Source organism: Microbulbifer sp. (genome assembly GCF_051659245.1).
GTDB lineage: Bacteria > Pseudomonadota > Gammaproteobacteria > Pseudomonadales > Cellvibrionaceae > Microbulbifer.
In genome coordinates this window covers 57245-74473 of the sequence record NZ_JBOFOC010000067.1, presented here as the reverse complement: position 1 = coordinate 74473, position 17229 = coordinate 57245, and the positions used below count along the sequence as shown (strand labels likewise).

The 17229-nt window shown below is 56.1% G+C and carries 17 protein-coding genes; 15 read left to right on the top strand and 2 right to left on the bottom strand.

The window, feature by feature from the left end:
* Nucleotides 1-26: 26 nt before the first annotated feature.
* Nucleotides 27-1811, bottom strand: a complete 1785-nt coding sequence (locus ACRC0P_RS06795; protein WP_438629206.1) for an aminopeptidase P family protein — start codon at nucleotides 1809-1811, stop codon at nucleotides 27-29.
* 237 nt (nucleotides 1812-2048) lie between these two features.
* Between ACRC0P_RS06795 and ACRC0P_RS06790 the strand changes: the two genes are divergently transcribed.
* From ACRC0P_RS06790 to rtcA, 15 genes are all read left to right on the top strand, one after another.
* Entirely contained in the window at nucleotides 2049-3632 is a 1584-nt protein-coding gene (locus ACRC0P_RS06790) for a peptide chain release factor 3 (RefSeq protein WP_438629204.1), read from the top strand.
* 166 nt (nucleotides 3633-3798) lie between these two features.
* Nucleotides 3799-4407, top strand: coding sequence for a lysophospholipid acyltransferase family protein (locus tag ACRC0P_RS06785; RefSeq protein WP_438629202.1), 609 nt, complete (start codon nucleotides 3799-3801; stop codon nucleotides 4405-4407).
* 17 nt (nucleotides 4408-4424) lie between these two features.
* Nucleotides 4425-5192 (top strand): TSUP family transporter, encoded by a 768-nt coding sequence (locus tag ACRC0P_RS06780; protein WP_438629200.1) that lies wholly within the window; start codon nucleotides 4425-4427, stop codon nucleotides 5190-5192.
* A 3-nt stretch (nucleotides 5193-5195) separates the two neighbouring features.
* A complete protein-coding gene (locus tag ACRC0P_RS06775) occupies nucleotides 5196-5549 on the top strand; it encodes a hypothetical protein (RefSeq protein WP_438629198.1) in 354 nt (117 codons plus the stop codon).
* Between the two features lie 183 nt (nucleotides 5550-5732).
* Nucleotides 5733-7139, top strand: a complete 1407-nt coding sequence (locus tag ACRC0P_RS06770) for a M20/M25/M40 family metallo-hydrolase (protein ID WP_438629196.1) — start codon at nucleotides 5733-5735, stop codon at nucleotides 7137-7139.
* Between the two features lie 405 nt (nucleotides 7140-7544).
* Nucleotides 7545-7769: a DUF7661 family protein gene (locus ACRC0P_RS06765; RefSeq protein WP_438629194.1), complete on the top strand. Its 225-nt coding sequence runs from the start codon at nucleotides 7545-7547 to the stop codon at nucleotides 7767-7769.
* Between the two features lie 173 nt (nucleotides 7770-7942).
* Nucleotides 7943-8233 carry a hypothetical protein gene (locus ACRC0P_RS06760; RefSeq protein ID WP_438629192.1) on the top strand — a complete coding sequence of 97 codons (291 nt, stop codon included), beginning with the start codon at nucleotides 7943-7945 and terminating at the stop codon, nucleotides 8231-8233.
* 84 nt (nucleotides 8234-8317) lie between these two features.
* A complete protein-coding gene (locus tag ACRC0P_RS06755; RefSeq protein WP_438629190.1) occupies nucleotides 8318-9061 on the top strand; it encodes a response regulator in 744 nt (247 codons plus the stop codon).
* A 59-nt stretch (nucleotides 9062-9120) separates the two neighbouring features.
* Nucleotides 9121-9429, top strand: coding sequence for a hypothetical protein (locus ACRC0P_RS06750; protein WP_438629188.1), 309 nt, complete (start codon nucleotides 9121-9123; stop codon nucleotides 9427-9429).
* A 155-nt stretch (nucleotides 9430-9584) separates the two neighbouring features.
* The gene (locus ACRC0P_RS06745) at nucleotides 9585-10547 is read left to right on the top strand and encodes an acyl-CoA desaturase (protein ID WP_438629186.1); all 963 of its coding nucleotides are present in this window, start codon (nucleotides 9585-9587) and stop codon (nucleotides 10545-10547) included.
* Between the two features lie 24 nt (nucleotides 10548-10571).
* Nucleotides 10572-11015, top strand: a complete 444-nt coding sequence (locus ACRC0P_RS06740) for a hypothetical protein (RefSeq protein ID WP_438629184.1) — start codon at nucleotides 10572-10574, stop codon at nucleotides 11013-11015.
* A 169-nt stretch (nucleotides 11016-11184) separates the two neighbouring features.
* Nucleotides 11185-12018 carry a sulfotransferase domain-containing protein gene (locus ACRC0P_RS06735; protein WP_438629182.1) on the top strand — a complete coding sequence of 278 codons (834 nt, stop codon included), beginning with the start codon at nucleotides 11185-11187 and terminating at the stop codon, nucleotides 12016-12018.
* 144 nt (nucleotides 12019-12162) lie between these two features.
* A complete protein-coding gene (locus tag ACRC0P_RS06730; protein WP_438629180.1) occupies nucleotides 12163-13608 on the top strand; it encodes a catalase in 1446 nt (481 codons plus the stop codon).
* 156 nt (nucleotides 13609-13764) lie between these two features.
* The gene (locus ACRC0P_RS06725; RefSeq protein ID WP_438629178.1) at nucleotides 13765-14478 is read left to right on the top strand and encodes a DUF72 domain-containing protein; all 714 of its coding nucleotides are present in this window, start codon (nucleotides 13765-13767) and stop codon (nucleotides 14476-14478) included.
* A complete protein-coding gene (rtcA, locus tag ACRC0P_RS06720; RefSeq protein ID WP_438629176.1) occupies nucleotides 14475-15512 on the top strand; it encodes an RNA 3'-terminal phosphate cyclase in 1038 nt (345 codons plus the stop codon). The genes ACRC0P_RS06725 and rtcA overlap by 4 nt, the downstream gene beginning before the upstream one ends.
* A 297-nt stretch (nucleotides 15513-15809) precedes the next feature.
* On the opposite strand, the gene desA is transcribed toward rtcA, so the two are convergent.
* A complete protein-coding gene (gene desA, locus ACRC0P_RS06715) occupies nucleotides 15810-17216 on the bottom strand; it encodes a syringate O-demethylase (protein WP_438629174.1) in 1407 nt (468 codons plus the stop codon).
* Nucleotides 17217-17229 lie beyond the last annotated feature (13 nt).

Sequence of the window (17229 nt, the reverse complement as noted above, 5' to 3'; positions counted from 1 at the left end):
AGTCCGATCGCGGGCATGGCCCGCTCCTACAAGGACAGCGGCGCGGTGACGGCCTCCAACCAGCGCTGGGTGTTTTCATTCACCAGCGGCATCAGGGTCTCGCGCACCCTCCGGTGGTAATCGTCCAACCATTTCCTCTCCCCTTCGCTCAACAGCGCCACCTCGATCAGCGCCCGGTCGATCGGCGCCAGGGTCAACTCCTCGAACTCCAGGAAGCCGTGGTACTCCGCGGATTCCTTCACGAATACCAGGTTTTCGATGCGAATGCCGTACTGCCCGGTGAGGTAGAACCCCGGTTCGTTGGAGACGATCATGCCCGCCTGCAGGGGCACGCCGGTGCCCGCCTTGCCGATCCGCTGCGGTCCTTCGTGCACACTCAGAAAACTGCCCACCCCGTGGCCGGTGCCGTGGGCGTAGTCGAGGCCCTGGTCCCACAGCGCCCGGCGCGCGAAGGCGTCTATCTGTTCGCCGCAGGTGCCGATGGGAAAGCGCAGGGTGGCGATGGCGATATGGCCCTTGAGCACACGGGTGAAATACTCTTTGGCCAGGTGCGGAAATTTCCCCAGGGCTACGGTGCGGGTGACGTCGGTGGTGCCGTCCGGGTACTGGGCCCCGGAGTCCACCAGGTAGATGCCCTCGGGCTTTATCGGCAGGCTGGACTCGCGGCTCACCCGGTAGTGCACCACGGCGCCGTTGGGGCCGTAGCCGGAGATGGTGTCGAAGCTGTCGTCGCTGAAGCCCTCGCGCTGTTCGCGCTTGCTGCGCAGCAATTGCACCGCCTCCAGTTCGCCGAAGCGGTTATCGGCAGTGCCGGCGGCCACGGCGCCGGGCAGCTCCGCGAGAAACTCGCACAGGGCGGCGCCGTCGCGCTCGTGGGCGGCGCGGGTGCCCGCCAGTTCCACCGGGTTCTTGCACGCCTTGGCGGCGATGATGGGGTCGCGCTCCTGCAGCAGTTCGATATCCAGTGCGCGCAACTGCTGCAGCGTCCAGCAGTTGGTGATCAGCGGGTCCACCCAGACTTTCGCCACATGATGGCGTCGGGCGGCGGTGAACAGCTCGCGCTTGTCGCTGACAATACTCACTTCGTTGTCCAGGTGTTCGATCAGCGCGTCACCCACGGCTTGCTTCGCCAGGTAGAGGGTGGCACTGCCGTCGCGGTAGAGCAGGGCGCTGGCCAGGGCCACGGGCAAATGGGGCACGTCGTTGCCGCGGATATTGAACAGCCAGGCGCACACCTCCGGGTTGGGCAGCCACAGGGCGTCGGCGCGCTTGTCCGCCAGCAGCGCGGCGATACGCCGGCGCTTGTCCGCGGAGTGTTCGCCGGTAAACGTATAGGGATGGGGGCGCGCCGGCCCGCAGGGTGTCGCGGGCCGGTTGGTCCACACGGCGTCGATGGGGTTGTCGTCCAGGGGGCGCAGTGCGATATCCCGCTCGCCCAGGCGCTTGCGCAGCAGGGCCAGGCCGGGTTCGGTGTGCAGGCGCGGGTCGTAGCCCAGGGCCTCACCGGTCTTCAACTGGTCGCACAGCCAGTCGGCGATGGCGTCCTGGCTCAGGTCCTCCTGGTCGATGGGCTGGTCGCCGATCTGCTGCTGGGCTTGCAGGGTATAGCGGCCGTCCACGAACAGCGCCGCGTGTTCCATGCCCACCACGGCCATGCCGGCGGAGCCGGTAAAGTCGGTGAGCCAGGCCAGGCGCTCGTCGGAGGCGGGCACATATTCGTTCTGGTACTCGTCGCCGCGGGGCACCAGGAAGGCCTGTACCCCCTGCCGCGCCAGTTCTTCCCGCAGTGCCTGCAAGCGTTCCCTACTCATTTTTCACCCCTTTTCTCGATTCTGTGGTCCGGATTGTAGGGGGCGCCGCGCGCACCGTTCGTGTCCGCCGGTGCGAGGCCGCCATCGATGGCGGTCATGCAGACCACGCATGGAGCAGTTGTCTGCCGCGGCCCACCCTACCCCGAGCTTGAAAGCCGCAGTCTATCAGCCCCCTGTACGGCTTGCCGACGTGTATAATGCGCGCCTTGTTTTCCAAGCTGTTCAAGCACCGAGATTATGGCCCAGAGTTCCAGCCAGGCGGGTATCGCCGGCCGTCGCACCTTCGCGATTATTTCCCACCCGGACGCGGGTAAGACCACGGTGACCGAAAAGCTGTTGCTGTTTGGCAATGCGATCCAACTGGCCGGCTCGGTCAAGGGCAAAAAGGGTCCCCACGCGCGTTCCGACTGGATGGCCATGGAGCAGGAGCGGGGCATCTCGGTGACCTCCTCGGTGATGCAGTTCCCCTATGCCGGCCGCACGGTCAACCTGCTGGACACCCCCGGGCACGAGGACTTCTCCGAGGATACCTACCGGGTGCTTACCGCGGTGGATTCCGCGCTGATGGTGATCGACGGCGCCAAGGGTGTGGAGGACCGCACGGTCAAGCTGATGAACGTCTGCCGCCTGCGCACCACGCCGATCCTGTCGTTTATCAACAAGCTGGACCGGGATATCCGCGACCCCATCGAGGTGATGGACGAGATCGAGGAGGTGCTGAATATCCAGGCCGCGCCGATCAACTGGCCGCTGGGTTCCGGCAAGTATTTCCGCGGTGTCTACAATCTCTACACCGACACCATCCACGTCTACAAACAGGGCCAGGGCCACACCATCCCGGAGGATATCCGCATCGAGGGGCTGGATTCCGCCGAGGCGGACGCGCTGCTGGGCGAGTACGCCGACGATATCCGCGAGGAAATCGAACTGGTGCGCGGCGCCACCCACCAGTTCGACCTGGAGGCCTACCTGGCCGGCAAGCTGACCCCGGTATTTTTCGGCACCGCGCTGGGCAATTTCGGCGTGCGCGAGATGCTCGACGGCTTCGTGGAGTGGGCGCCGGGTCCGCAACCGCGCGCCACCAACGAGCGGGTGGTGCAGCCGGACGAGAAAAAATTCTCCGGCTTCGTATTCAAGATCCAGGCGAATATGGACCCCAAGCACCGCGACCGCATTGCCTTTATGCGCGTCTGCTCCGGCACCTACAGCCGCGGCATGAAGATGAAACACGTGCGCCTGGGCAAGGATGTGAAGATCGCCGACGCGGTGACCTTTATGGCCGGTGACCGCACCCATGTGGAGGAGGCCATCGCCGGCGATATTATCGGCCTGCACAACCACGGCACCATCCAGATCGGTGATACCTTTACCGAGGGTGAGCCGCTCAAGTTTACCGGCATTCCCAACTTCGCCCCGGAACTCTTCCGCCGCATCCGCCTGAAAGACCCGCTGAAACTGAAGCAGCTGCAGAAAGGGTTGCAGCAGCTCTCGGAAGAGGGCTCCACCCAGGTGTTTTTCCCGCTGGACAACAACGACATTATCGTCGGCGCCGTGGGGGTGCTGCAGTTCGAAGTGGTGGCCTACCGCCTGAAAGACGAATACAAGGTGGAAGCCATTTACGAAAATGTGAACGTCAACACCGCGCGCTGGGTGGACAGCGAGAGCGCCAAGGAGCTGGATGCATTCAAACGCAAGGCCAGCACCAACCTGGCCCTGGACGGCGCCGGCCACCTGACCTACCTGGCGCCCACGCGGGTGAATTTGCAACTGGCGGAGGAGCGCTACCCGGAAATCCGCTTCTACGCCACCCGGGAACACTAGCCGGGCGCGCCGAGCCCCAGCTCGGCAAGCGGGCCGCAGGCCCGCAGTAGGAGCTTGCTTGCAAGCGAATGGAATAGAACTCCGCAATCCTTCGCCTGCGAGCAAGCTCCACACCGCTGAATGTCTAAGCAATCGAACGGGCAGTAAGATTGAGAGAAGGATTGACGTGAGTATTCCAAAGAATCTACCCGAAGAAATGCCGCGTATCGGCAACTGGTTTACCCAAGGCATTGGCCTGTTGATCGTAAAGGCCCTGGGCTGGCGGTTGGAGGGCGAATTTCCGCCGGAGAAAAAAGTCATGGTGGCCCTGGCCCCCCACACCTCCAACTGGGACTTTGTGGTGGCTATGCCGTTCATTATGGCGCTCAAGGCCAAGGTTTCCTTTATGATGAAAAAGGAAGCATTTTTCTGGCCGTTCAAACGCCTGTTTATATGGCTGGGCGGCCTGCCCACCGACCGCACCGCGCCGGGCGGCCTGGCCCAGCAGATGGCGAAATCCTTCCGGCAAAACGAAAAAATGTGGGTGGCCATCACTCCCGAGGGCACCCGCAAAAAGGTCGGCAAGTGGAAAAACGGTTTCCTGCGAATCGCTTACGCGGCAAAGGTGCCGATTGTGCTGGTTGCCTGGGACTTTCCCCGCAAGCGTATCTGCGTGGATTCCCTCTACCAGCCCACCGGCAACCTGGAACAGGATATGCGCGAGATACAGCGCCGCTTCAGCAAGTACCGGGGCCGTAACCCGGAAAACCAGACAGACTTTATCGAGGACGAATAAATCCTCCCGGGAACAAAGTGGCGGAATTTACCGGCGACCTCCCATTAATCACTTACCTGATCCTGACCTCAGTGGCCTTTGCCGCGGGCTTTATCAGTTCCATCGCCGGTGCCGGCGGTATGATCACCCTGCCGGCCCTGCTGTGGGCCGGGATACCGCCACTGGATGCCCTCGGCACCAATAAATTCCAGAGCGTATTCGGCACCCTTTCCTCCGCATTCAACTTTTTCCAGAAGGGCCACCTGGACCTGCGGCCATTGTGGCCGGGGCTGCTGGCGGCAATTTGCGGATCGGCGCTGGGTACCTGGACGGTAACCCAGCTGGGTGGTGAGCAACTGCGCATCCTGCTGCCGGTGCTGCTGATCGCAATCGCGTTGTATTTTGCCTTTTCGCCACGTATAGCTGACATAGATAGCAGAGCCCGCCTAAGCAACGGCCAGTTCAACCTGCTGATCGGCGGCGGTATTGGCTTTTACGGCGGCTTTTTCGGGCCGGGCATGGGTTCCATCTATGCGCTGGCATTTGCCGCCTTGCTGGGTTACAACATGCGCAGGGCCACGGCGCACACCAAGCCGCTGGTGCTGGCCACCAACGCCACCTCGATGTTTATCTTTATGGCCGGGGGGCACCTGCTGCTGTGGCTGGCCATCTGTATGTCGGCGGCGCAGATTGTCGGCGCGCGCCTGGGTTCCAACCTGGTGATCGCCCGCGGCGCCAGCCTGGTGAGGCCCGTCATTGTTCTGGCCACCATTGCAGTGGCGATCAGGTTACTGCTGGAGACCTGACCGATGGAAATATTTATAACCCTTTTGCTCTCCTTCGCGGCATTCGCCCTGATTATCTGGGCCTTTATGCATATGCGCACACCGCGTTTCCGTATGAGCCGCGAGCAGTTCGTCAAAGGGCTGGAGGATGTGATCGCCGGCCAGGCGGACGACAACGAGTGGCGTGTGCTCACCAGTTATCCCATGCGCCACGATCCGGAGCTGGAGCGCCTGCGCCAGGAGTGCCTGGACATAGAAAAAGCCGAGTACACCGGTGCATCGCCCCACCTGTTTACCGAGGCGGGCATCAACCGCCTGCGCGGGGTGCGCCGCCGGTTGCTGGCAATCGAAACAGAAAAACAGTCCGACAAGGAATAGCACCAAGTAGAGCGGAACGCCCCCGTAGGAGCCTGCTTGCAGGCGAAGTGAAGTTGCGACAAGGCACCGGGAATATTCACCCGCAAGCAAGTCTCTACAGAGTACCCTCTTGGGCAGGGCCAGCTCCAACTAAGTGCTATCCAATCCGACAAACAATCCAACGAGCCTATTGAGGTTAAAACCATGCTCAAACCACTGCTCACCCTTACCGGGGGACTGATCGCGACCCTGGCGGTTACCGCCGCTCAGGCCAAGCCGCTTTCCCAGGAGGACCTCTCCGTGGCGGAAGTGCTGCGCGACCGCGCACTGGAATCCTCCGATGCCTACAGCATCGTCGAATCCCTCACCGTCGAGGTGGGGCCGCGCCGCGCCGGCACCGAGGGCGACCGCCGCGCGGTGGCCTGGGCCCAGGAAAAAATGAAGAAGCTCGGTTTCGACCGCGTCTACACCGAACAGATCGACGTGCAGCGCTGGCACCGCGGCCACGCCCACGCCGAAGTCACCGCGCCCTTCCCGCAACCGCTGGTGGTCACCTCCCTCGGTTACAGCGCGCCCACCCCGGAAGGCGGCCTCACCGCGGAAATCGTCGAGTTCTCCGACGTGGAGGCACTGATCGAGGCGCCGGCCAAGAAGGTGAAGGGCAAGATCGCCTTTATCAACAAGCGCATGGAGCGCGCCCGTACCGGCGAAGGCTACGGCCCCGCGGTACAGGGGCGCAGCAGGGGCATGCGCGCCGCCGCGGAAAAAGGCGCGGCCGCACTGCTGCTGCGCTCTGTGGGTACCGACTCCGACCGCTTCGCCCACACCGGCATGATGTCCATCGACGGCGTAGAAAACCCGGTGCCGGCCCTGGCCCTCTCCGCCCCGGACGCCAACCTGCTGGAAGCCATGCTCGAGCGCGGCAAACCGGTGGAAGTCAAACTGGACGTGCACAACGAACGCCTCGCCGACGGCCCATCCTTTAACGTGATCGGCGAAATCACCGGCCGCGAAAAACCGGAAGAGGCGATGATCATCGGCGCCCACCTGGACTCCTGGGACGAAGGCACCGGTGCCCTGGATGACGGCGCCGGCGTGGCCATCGTAATGGAAACCGCGCGCCTGATCGCCGAACTGCCCCAGCGCCCCCGCCGCACCCTGCGCGTGATCCTGTACGGCGCCGAGGAAATCGGCCTGGTGGGCGCCAGGCAATATGTGGACGCCCACCGCGGCGAACTGGACAACATCATCGCCGTCTCTGAATCCGACTTCGGCGCCGGCAAAATCTGGCGCTTCGACACCCGCCTGCCGGAGAACAAGTTCGATATCGCCGACCAGATGATGCAACTGCTCGCCCCCCTGGGTATCGAGCGCGGCAACAACCAGTCCAGCGGCGGCCCCGACAGCAGCGTCTTCGTCGCCCAGGGCGTACCCGCCTTCGGCCTCTACCAGGACGGCACCGACTACTTCGACTACCACCACACGCCCAACGACACCCTGGACAAGGTGGACCCGGACAACCTGAAGCAAAACGTCGCCGCCTGGGTGGTGATGTCCTTCCTGGCTGCGGAAATGAAAGAGGATCTGGGGCGGGTGCCGACTGAAAATTAAGACTGCTCACAGGAACAGCTGGCTGTCGAACCGAAAGCACTGCCGGCCACCCGGAAACCCCGCCTCAGCGCGGGGTTTTTGTTTTTTGAGTAGGGCTAAATTCGGCCGGGATCAGCAGCGGCTGCCTATCTACACGGAAGATTGCGCAGGTGTTTGATTTATAGGGGGATGTCGATATGATCAATAGCCGTAACGATTGGGGAGTATAGAGCAGCTGCTATCTATTTCTGGGGTGGTAGATCTGATTAGTCTTGTAACTGGTTGATTTTTAAAGGAAATGTTTACATTTGGTACTTTGGTACTTTGGTACTTTGGTACTTTGGTACTTTGATGCTTAATTGGATGGTAAGCATGTAAATAGAAAGCAACGTCTTTTGAATTCACGGTTAAGCAAAGGGAATATACATGGAGTCGTACAAGTACAGTATCTTTGGCCGAGAAGTGTTGATAGAAAGAAGGGGCAAAGACTGGTCAACCTTCTATGTAGGGTCAGAAGGTAAACGCAGAAATGCTGGTATTTTTATACCTCCAGAAATAGCTGATGCTGAACTAGCACAATACTTGGATGATCTATGCCACGAGTGGGCTTCAGAAAAATTTCCTAATGTTATACGGCTCAGTAAAATGTAAAATGAAAGTTCAGAGCGGGAAATTGCTTAACAAGCGCAGCACCACCCAGCCTTCGAATGCTAGATGCTCGCAAGCTCGCGCCGGTGTGCGCAACATAGCGCCTGGGGAGCCACGATTCTAAACGGAGACTATAGTTATGGGAATGGCTGAAATTCTGAGTTTCACCGCATGCTGTGATCCCCTATAAGATTCCAGAAGAAAAAGAAACACTTCTGTTTTATGCAAAACTATTGGGTGACCGCAAAAGCGAAGCAATAATAGTGCGAAACTCTATTGAAAATAAGCAAGAGGCTGTACATTTTGCTGAGTTCTTTTGGGGAATGGTTAGAGAGTCTAATAAGCAAGACGAAATTAGCGGTGAAAGTAGCGAGTACATTTTTGAAAAGCTTATTATCACATTAATGGGTTACTTTCGCTCTTCAGGCTATGAGGAAGAATGGGAAGAGGTTTTGAATAGAAATTAACCGATCTGGAAGGGTGGGCATTATTGCTGCGCTTTCTTAGTCGTTTTCGGGTGGTCATTCTCTGTAGGGGAAAAGGAGCAAGGAGTGAATATTCTAATTGCAGAAGACGATCGGATGATCCAAGTGATTCATCGGGAGGTTATGAAAAGCTTTGGATTTAAGTTTGATATGGCTTCAAATGGAAAGCAAGCAGTAGAATATGCTTGGCAGAATCAAGGTAAATACGATTGTTGTCTTATGGATGTAAATATGCCAGAGATGAATGGCATTGAAGCAACAAGAGTTATAAGAAAAATCAGTAGCTACTACTTCCCCATTCTGGCGCTAACGTCCAATGAATCTCACAGAAAAGCATGCTTTGCTGCGGGAGTGGATGATTTTGCGAAAAAGCCGTGTTCGCGAAGTGAATTATTCGATAGAATCAAGAAGTTGTCGGTAAAAGCATATAAACTCATAACCAAATCAAGTAGTTTCGGTGTGAAAGAGGTGATGCCTGTGGACAAACAACAAGCTGAAGAGTTAAGAGAACTTGCAAGAAAAAATTTGTGCAAAATGGTTTTGTTCGAAAATCCTAATCGAGCGTTGATTGTGCACAAAAACACTATAAATAAAATATCCCATGATTTTAATGTAAAGGGGCAGCTGCTCACTACCTTCCTCAATCGTGATGAGGATAAGCCTACGTTATGTCATCTTTTCAAAGAGAGTAGTAATCTGTTGCCGCAAACTCTGCTTACAGAAAATGAGTATAGCAATATGCTGGCTAATGAAGACCAAGAGTTAGACAGGTATACAGAGCTGTCATTGAAAGCGACTGATGAGGAATAAACATTCGGCTATGCTCAAACTGCCCAATGACCTGTGCATTAGCCGTTGGACATATTTTTATGAAGATAAAGTTAATAGCTAGTTTTTGTCTTGGGTGCTTAACCACGTTTCTAATTTTTGCCTTTATGTCTAATCTGGTTCATGTTCAAGGGTCGAAAATAGCTAAGGGTGTGGAATTTTCTATTCTGGATGGTCCAATTTGTTCTTTTCCGATGTTCCCTACAAATTCAATTATTGAAGAGCCTTGTTCTTGCTGGTATTTGGGAGAAGGTGAGGGTAAGAGATATCGAGGTCTTGGTGGCGGTTGTGATGCACTTACCTTGGATCGTGAGGATTTAGGCGTTCTACCAAGATGTGGCAACATGTAGGCTGCGCAGTATTAGGGTCCTACTTTAACCAACCACTAAGCATAGAGCGGGTTACCCCATGTTATACAAACAGTTGTAGCCGCCGCGAAAAACGCAGGTCGGTATGTTCCGGCTTCTATTAGTCGGTCGTTAGCCGATCCCGAATAGGGCAGATTATGAATAACGCTATCCCAAGGATGAATGAAACCTCATTAACCAATGCGAACGAAGGTACTGTTCGGTGGGCGCCAATTAGATCTCTCTGGTATTTGTCACATCTCAGTATTTCAGTTATTGGTGGGTATTTCTTTTTTACATGGTCAGCCTTTTCGGTATTTCTGATCTTTACCATGTTAACGCTGTGTCTTGGTCATTCGCTGGGAATGCATCGCCGCTTAATCCACAACAGCTACGAATGTCCAAAATGGTTGGAGTACTTTTTTGTGCATCTGGGCATCTTGGTCGGTATGGCCGGTCCCTTCGGCATGATTCAGCAACATGACTTGCGGGACTGGGCCCAGCGCAAAGGCAGCTGTCACCCTTACCTACGACATGGCAAAGGTTTCTGGAAAGACGGATGGTGGCAATTGAACTGTGATCTTAAGCTGGAGCATCCACCTGTTTTCGAGCTTGAAGAGCGTATCAAGCATAATTCTGTATATCAGTTCATGGAACGTACATGGATGCTCCAGCAACTACCTTGGGCGCTCTTGCTTTACGCTATCGGCGGTATTCCCTGGCTTGTCTGGGGAATTTCTGCTCGAGTGGCTGTATCGATTACAGGGCATTGGCTTATCGGTTATTTTGCTCATAACCAGGGAGAGCGGGATTGGCATGTAAATGGTGCTGCGGTGCAGGGGCATAATGTTCGATTTTCCGGCTTAATTACTATGGGAGAGTCATGGCACAATAACCACCACGCCTATCCTGGTTCCGCTATGTTGGGTATCTATGAGGGGCAAACCGATCCAGGTTGGTGGACGTTGAATGCTTTGCGCAACCTCGGTTTGGTTTGGAATGTAAAGCTTCCCCATGAATTACCAGAAAGGCCGGAGCTGAGTAGAATAGAGTCCACTCGGTCAACACGGCGCTCAATAAGAACACCAAAAACCTGTGTTTTTTCAAGGCTGTTAACTTGATTATTAGGAAGTATGAGAAGATAAATGGACGATATATATAAAGCGCCAAGCAGTGATTTAGAAGAAAATACGGATGCTAAATTCAGCCCACATGGGTTCTGGAAATTATTCTTCTGGATTCATGTTGTGCTAACACCTTTAGTGCTGCTTGTAGTTATTTTCGAAGAGAACATTAGTGTATATGATTACATTGATTTATCTGTATTCCTTTTTAATTTGGTTGTGCTATTTGGTTATGCTTTTTCTAAGAAGATAGGGGGCAGAAGATTTTGGAAGGGATTTTGTTTTGCTTATATTGCCTGGGTAATATTTTACGAGATGGTGGCGCCGTTCTTATTGGATATTGCACAGTATGGAGACCCTCCTACATTTGATATGTATTTCGTTTTAGTCCCGTTATTCACAATACCTACAGCTTGTGTTATTTACTTATATGCTTATAAGGCAAAGCATGTTTGGGACTCTTAGCGAATGCATCTTGATTCCTGTCTTAATAAGGCAACAGGTTAACTCTGTGATCGCCTATCTGAAGGCTTTTATCATTCCACCCGCTTAGCGGTTGGTTGCTGATTTAATGGTTGTGTTGCTGGTTTTATTAATATTTCATATCTTATTTTGTTAACTTGGAGAAAGTATTGTGGGCCCGGATTTTCTTTGCATAGGTTTACAGAAAGCTGGAACTCGATGGCTGCATGACCAGCTGCGTCAGGCTAGTGGGGCGTGGATGCCACCTATTAAAGAGATTAACTATTTCCATAAAAAATCTTTTAAGCCGGGAAATATGAAGGAACTTAAGTCATTGCGCAAAAGATTCTTAAATTTTAAAAGCCCCCATCGTTCTTTAGATCGTAAGTTCTACTCCGCTTTCGAGAAGGGGCTTATACCTGGAAATTATAATGATGATTGGTACTTTTCTTTGTTTGCGGGTAAAGGGACCTATGTATCAGGTGATGTTTCCCCCAATTATTCAAGTTTATCTGATGCACAGGTATTACGTATTTCTGAGCAGTTGCCTAATACGTCGGTATTGTTATTGTTAAGGCATCCGGTCGATCGAGTTAAATCAGCAATGTCAATGAAGGTTCGCAATGGAAGTCTCTTAGAGGAAGATATTAATTCTATTGACAGAGTTAGGAGTTTTGTCTCTAAAAAAAGTGTCGCGCGGCTCTCGTATCCCACCCAAATATGGCAGAGGTGGCTTGAATATTTTGGTTCTGATCGTTGTAAATTTTTCTTTATGGAGGATGTTAGGTACAATCCTGAAGTGGTCCGCAACCAGATTTCGGATTTTATTGGCCTTGATAATCCTAAGTTCAGATTACCTGCTGATTTTAACCGTAAATCAAAAAACAATAGATGCAGGTTTTCGGATGAGGTTGAAGCTTATCTGTACGAGTTTTTCCATGATGAGATCATTAAATGTCAGGAAATGTTTAAAGGTCACGCACTGAATTGGAAGTCGCATTTCTAATTCGCGAAACGTCAAATATCATAATTGATTTTTTCCTTTGCGCGAAATTCCCTCCAAGAATGCCAATAGTGCACTATTGTGTCCTCTGTCCGGTGCCCGATTGAGAAGGGTGCTTTAAGTGACAATTAAAGAGGACACAGCGCCGTGAAAAAAGACGACCGCAGCCGCACCACCAACGATGCCGGCATCCCCGTAGCCAGTGACGAGCACTCCCTGACGGTTGGCCGGGATGGCCCGATTCTTTTGCAGGACCACTACCTGATCGAGCAGATGGCGAACTTCAATCGGGAGCGGATTCCGGAGCGGCAGCCCCATGCCAAGGGATCGGGCGCCTTCGGCTATTTCGAGGTGACACAGGATGTGAGTGCCTATACCAAGGCGGCGGTATTCCAGCCGGGCACCAGGACGGATACGCTGATCCGCTTTTCCACCGTGGCCGGCGAGAGGGGCAGCCCGGATACCTGGCGTGACCCGCGCGGGTTTGCGCTGAAGTTCTATACCACCGAGGGCAATTACGACATGGTGGGGAACAACACGCCGGTTTTCTTCGTCCGCGACCCGATGAAGTTCCAGCACTTTATCCGCTCCCAGAAACGCCGTGCGGACTCCGGTCTGCGCGATCACGATATGATGTGGGATTTCTGGACCCTGTCGCCGGAGTCTGCACACCAGGTGACTATTTTGATGGGGGATCGCGGTGTTCCGAAGAGTTACCGGCATATGAACGGTTACTCCAGCCACACCTATATGTGGGTCAATGCCAAGGGCGAGCGTTTCTGGATCAAGTATCACTTCAAAACGGACCAGGGCAATGACTTCCTGACCCAGGATGAGGCGGATCGCCTCGCCGGTGAGGACGCCGATGTCCACCGCCGCGATCTGTTCGAGTCTATCGCCAGCGGCGAGTATCCCAGCTGGACCCTGAAGGTGCAGATAATGCCGTTCGAGGAGGCGAAGGATTACCGCTTCAATCCCTTCGACCTGACAAAGATATGGCCGCATGGTGACTATCCGTTGCAGGAAGTCGGCCGGCTGACCCTGGACCGCAATCCCACCGATTTCCACACGGAGATCGAGCAGGCGGCGTTCGAGCCCAATAACGTGGTCCCCGGCATCGGTTTCAGCCCGGACAAGATGCTGCTGGCGCGGGTCTTCTCCTATGCGGATGCGCACCGGGCGCGCATGGGTGTGAACTATAAGCAGATCCCGGTGAACCGGCCCAAGTGCCCGGTGCACAGCTACAGCAAGGATGGCCTTATGCGGGTGGAGAATGTGTCCGACCCTGTCTATGCCCCCAACTCCAAGGGTGGGCCGGAGGCCAATCACACCTATACAGAGAAGTGGGAGGCCAGTGGCGAGTTTATGCACGCGGCCTATACCCTACGCGAGGAAGACGACGATTTCGGCCAGCCGGGCACCCTGGTGCGCAAGGTGATGGACGATGCGGCGCGGGACCGGCTGGTATCCAATGTGGTGGGCCATCTGAAGGCGGGGGTTTCCGACGAAATTCTCAAGCGCGCCTTCGAATACTGGCGCAATATCGACAAGGATATCGGCGACCGGATCGAGAAGGGCGTACGGGGTAACTGACTTCGATTGCAAGCATCCCTTCTTGCGTAGATTTCGTAGGATGGGCACGCTTCGCTTTGCCCATCCTACCATTGCTACCGGAAGTTCGGCCGGCGGTATTGTCGCCGAGCCCGGTGTAGGTTTTAGGAACCATTCTCTTCCGCAAAGGAGGACCAGGTGCAATTTCATATAGGCACATCCGGCTGGGTGTATCCGCACTGGCGAGAGCGTTTCTACCCCGAGGATCTGGCCGAGCCCCACTGGCTTGCTTTCTATGCCGAACGCTTGAAGAGCGTGGAAATCAATCGCAGTTTCTACCGGCTTCCCTCGCCTGAAAACTTTGCCACCTGGCGCGATGCCACCCCGGATGATTTTCGGTTTGCGGTCAAGGCGAGCCGCTACATCACCCATATGAAGAAGCTGAAGGATCCGAAGGAGACCCTGCCGCCGCTGCTGGAGGCCATCGAAGGGCTGGGGGACAAGCTGGGACCGCTGCTGTTCCAGTTGCCGCCGCGCTGGCATGCCAATCCCGACCGGCTGAAGGAGTTTCTGGAGGTCTTGCCCGAAGACCGGCAGGCCGTATTCGAGTTGCGCGACCGGACCTGGCACTGCGACGAGGTTCTGGAAATTTTGTCGGATTTCAATGTCGCTTTCTGCGTGTACGATCTCGGCGGCTTTACCAGCCCGCGTGAGATCACCGCGGATTTCATCTATCTGCGCCTGCACGGTCCCGTGGACACATACCGCGGATACTACGATTCCGAAGTGCTCGAAGACTGGGCCGAGTGGCTGCGGGATCAGCGGGTAAATACGACCTATGTTTATTTCGACAATGACGAGTCCGCCTACGCCGTGCGCAACGCTCTGGAGCTCAAGGAACTGCTGGAATGAGCCGGCTCCCCATCGACGGAAGCTTCGGCGAGGGCGGCGGCCAGCTGAGCCGCTACGCGGTGGCCCTGGCCGCAATCAGCGGCCGTCCGCTCTATCTCCGAAATATCCGTGCCCGGCGCGCCAAGCCCGGGCTGATGGCGCAGCACCTGACGGCGCTGCGGGCCGCGGCCGAAGTTGGTGGCGGCCTGCTCGAAGGCGCCGAACTCGGCGCGACGGAGATTTACTACGAGCCGGGCCGTATTCGCGGCGGCGAATACCATTTCGATGTCGGCACCGCGGGCAGCATCGTGCTGGTGCTGCAGGGGCTGCTGCCGGTGGCGCTTCACGCGGACGGCCCGGTGCACCTGTCGATCACCGGCGGAACCGACGTGAGGATGGCTCCGCCGGTGGATTACCTGCGGCTGGTCTTTCTGCCCTGGCTTGTCCGCATGGGAGTCCGGGTACACATGGAATCGCTCCGCCACGGGTACTATCCGAAGGGCGGTGGACTGGTGCAGTTGCAGGTGGAACCGTGCAGCTCGCCGCGGCCACTGCTGGCGGAGGCGCCCGGCGCGTTGCAGCGGATCAGCGGTGTATCCCACGTCGCACACCTGCCGCTGCATATCCCCGAACGCATGGCCGCCGCGGCAAGCGCTGTGCTGGCTGATTTCGATGCAGTGCAGATTGAAACCAGAGTGTTGGGAGACACCGAGGCATTCGGCACGGGCGGGGCCATAGTGCTGACCGCCGAGACCGAAAACAGCGTGCTGGGGGCGGCAACCGTGGCGGAGCGGGGCGTGCCCGCCGAACGCTTGGGGGAAGACGTCGGGCATTCGCTGCGCGCAGAACTGAATGCGGGTGCGGCCATTGATATTCATGCCTGCGACCAACTGCTGATCTATGCCGCGCAGGCACGGGGGATCTCACGATTCGCCGTGCGGAAGGTGACTGAGCACACGCGGACAGTGATATGGCTTGTCGAGCAGTTCCTGCCGGTCAGGTTCAGTGTCGAACCCTGGCAGGGGTTGTACCGGATCGAGGTCAGTCCTGGCTGAGAGTATGCCGGTGCCGATGGTTAGGGCGGTTGGCTCGTTGTGCTATAGGCATTTGATGGTGATGCCGTTTTCAATATCTGGCCCGGAAGGAATGGCAATAAGTTAAGTGGACTCTCCCTGTGGGAGCCCCGGCGAAATTGGCTGACTCTAAGCTGTCCTTGTCACTAATGGTAGAAATTTTCCCCCGAACCCTGACACGGGGGGTATTAGTTCTCCGTCATATGTTCGTTTTCCATGGATCCGGAACCGACATCCTTTCCCCTGGGGCGGGGAAAGGATGCGGATTCAGCGGGTGGCTTACGCGGGTTGCTGTTCGCGCCAACCTTTGATGCCAGTGTAGGTTTTGCGGACAACTTCCACGTAAGGTACCGGGGCGACCGTGGCGCGGATTTGCATCTGCTTATGTCTTTCCACGGTAGGCTTTTGGGTGCCGCCGTTTTCCTCGCCCCAGACAAGTACCACTTCGGTACCGGGTTCGGCGAACTCAGGGTCGATCACGGCCAGGGTCAGCATGGTGCGTTCGTTAGCGCTGTAGCCCACCCAGGTTGACAGACCTATGGGTTTGCCGTCGCACAGGACCTGGTCGAACTGGTGCATGCAATACACGGCGGAAGGGAAGTCGATAAACTTGCCGCGTTCGGTCTCCTTGCCGTATTGGGACATAATCACCTCGGTGACATCTTCGCCATAAAGGGCCAGAGTGACTTTTTTGAGGTGTTTCTCATCGGCCATTTTTTTCAGCGCTTCGCGGCCGATAAAGTCGTGATCGAACTTGATGAAGGGGCCGTAGCCGAGATCCCAGGGAGTCAGGTAATAGTCCTCTATGTTATCGGACAGGAAGCTGCCGCCCAGTGAGGCCATCCCTTCATAACCGTCCGCCGGCAGCCATTCGCGATAGCCTTTCAGGCTGTCGCCGGTGTAGATGGCGGGCAGCGGTGAGGGAATCCAGCCGGATTCCAGGGCGTTGGAGGAATAGGTGCGGCCGCCGACCTGTTTCAGGCCGAATTCTTGCCCGGCTTCCACCAGGGCCGCTTTTACCGCCGCACCGTCATCCCAAGGGCCGAACAGCTCGAAACCGGGCTGGCCAGCCATGCCGTGGCGCAGCGCGCTGACTTTTTTACCGCCGATGGTTAATTCGGTGAGATTGAAAAATTTCAGATCCGGCGGTGCCTCGCCAAGAGCTTTTTCCATGGTCTTCATGGCGTTGGGGCCCTGGACCTGATAGCGGTAGGACTTGCGGGTGGACTTGTCCTTGCGCATGGCGGTACGTTGGTCCAGCGTGCAGGTAACGTCGTAGCCGCCGGTTTCCGCGTGGTATTGCACCCAGTTGAGGCTGGGCGCGCGGCCCACCAGATTGAAGGTGTTTTCGGCCAGGTAAAACAGGATGACGTCGCCGATCACATAACCTTCGGGCGTACAGGGCACGAACTGCTTGGCCTTGCCGGGAACAAAACCGTTGAAGCTGTTGATGGCCAGCTTCTCCAGCAATTTGAAGGCGTCGGGGCCTTCCACCGCCAGGTCGGCCATGTGATAGGACTGGTCGAACAGCACGCAAGTGCGTTGCCAGGCTTCCTGCTCTTCGCGCCAGTTTGAAAATTCCGCGGGTACACCCGGATAGACGTTGGGACCCGCTTGGGCGTTGCGCAGCATCTCGACAATATTGCCCGATGCCTGCAGTTTTTCTTCAAGGTTTTTATAAGCCATAGTAAGCCTCTCT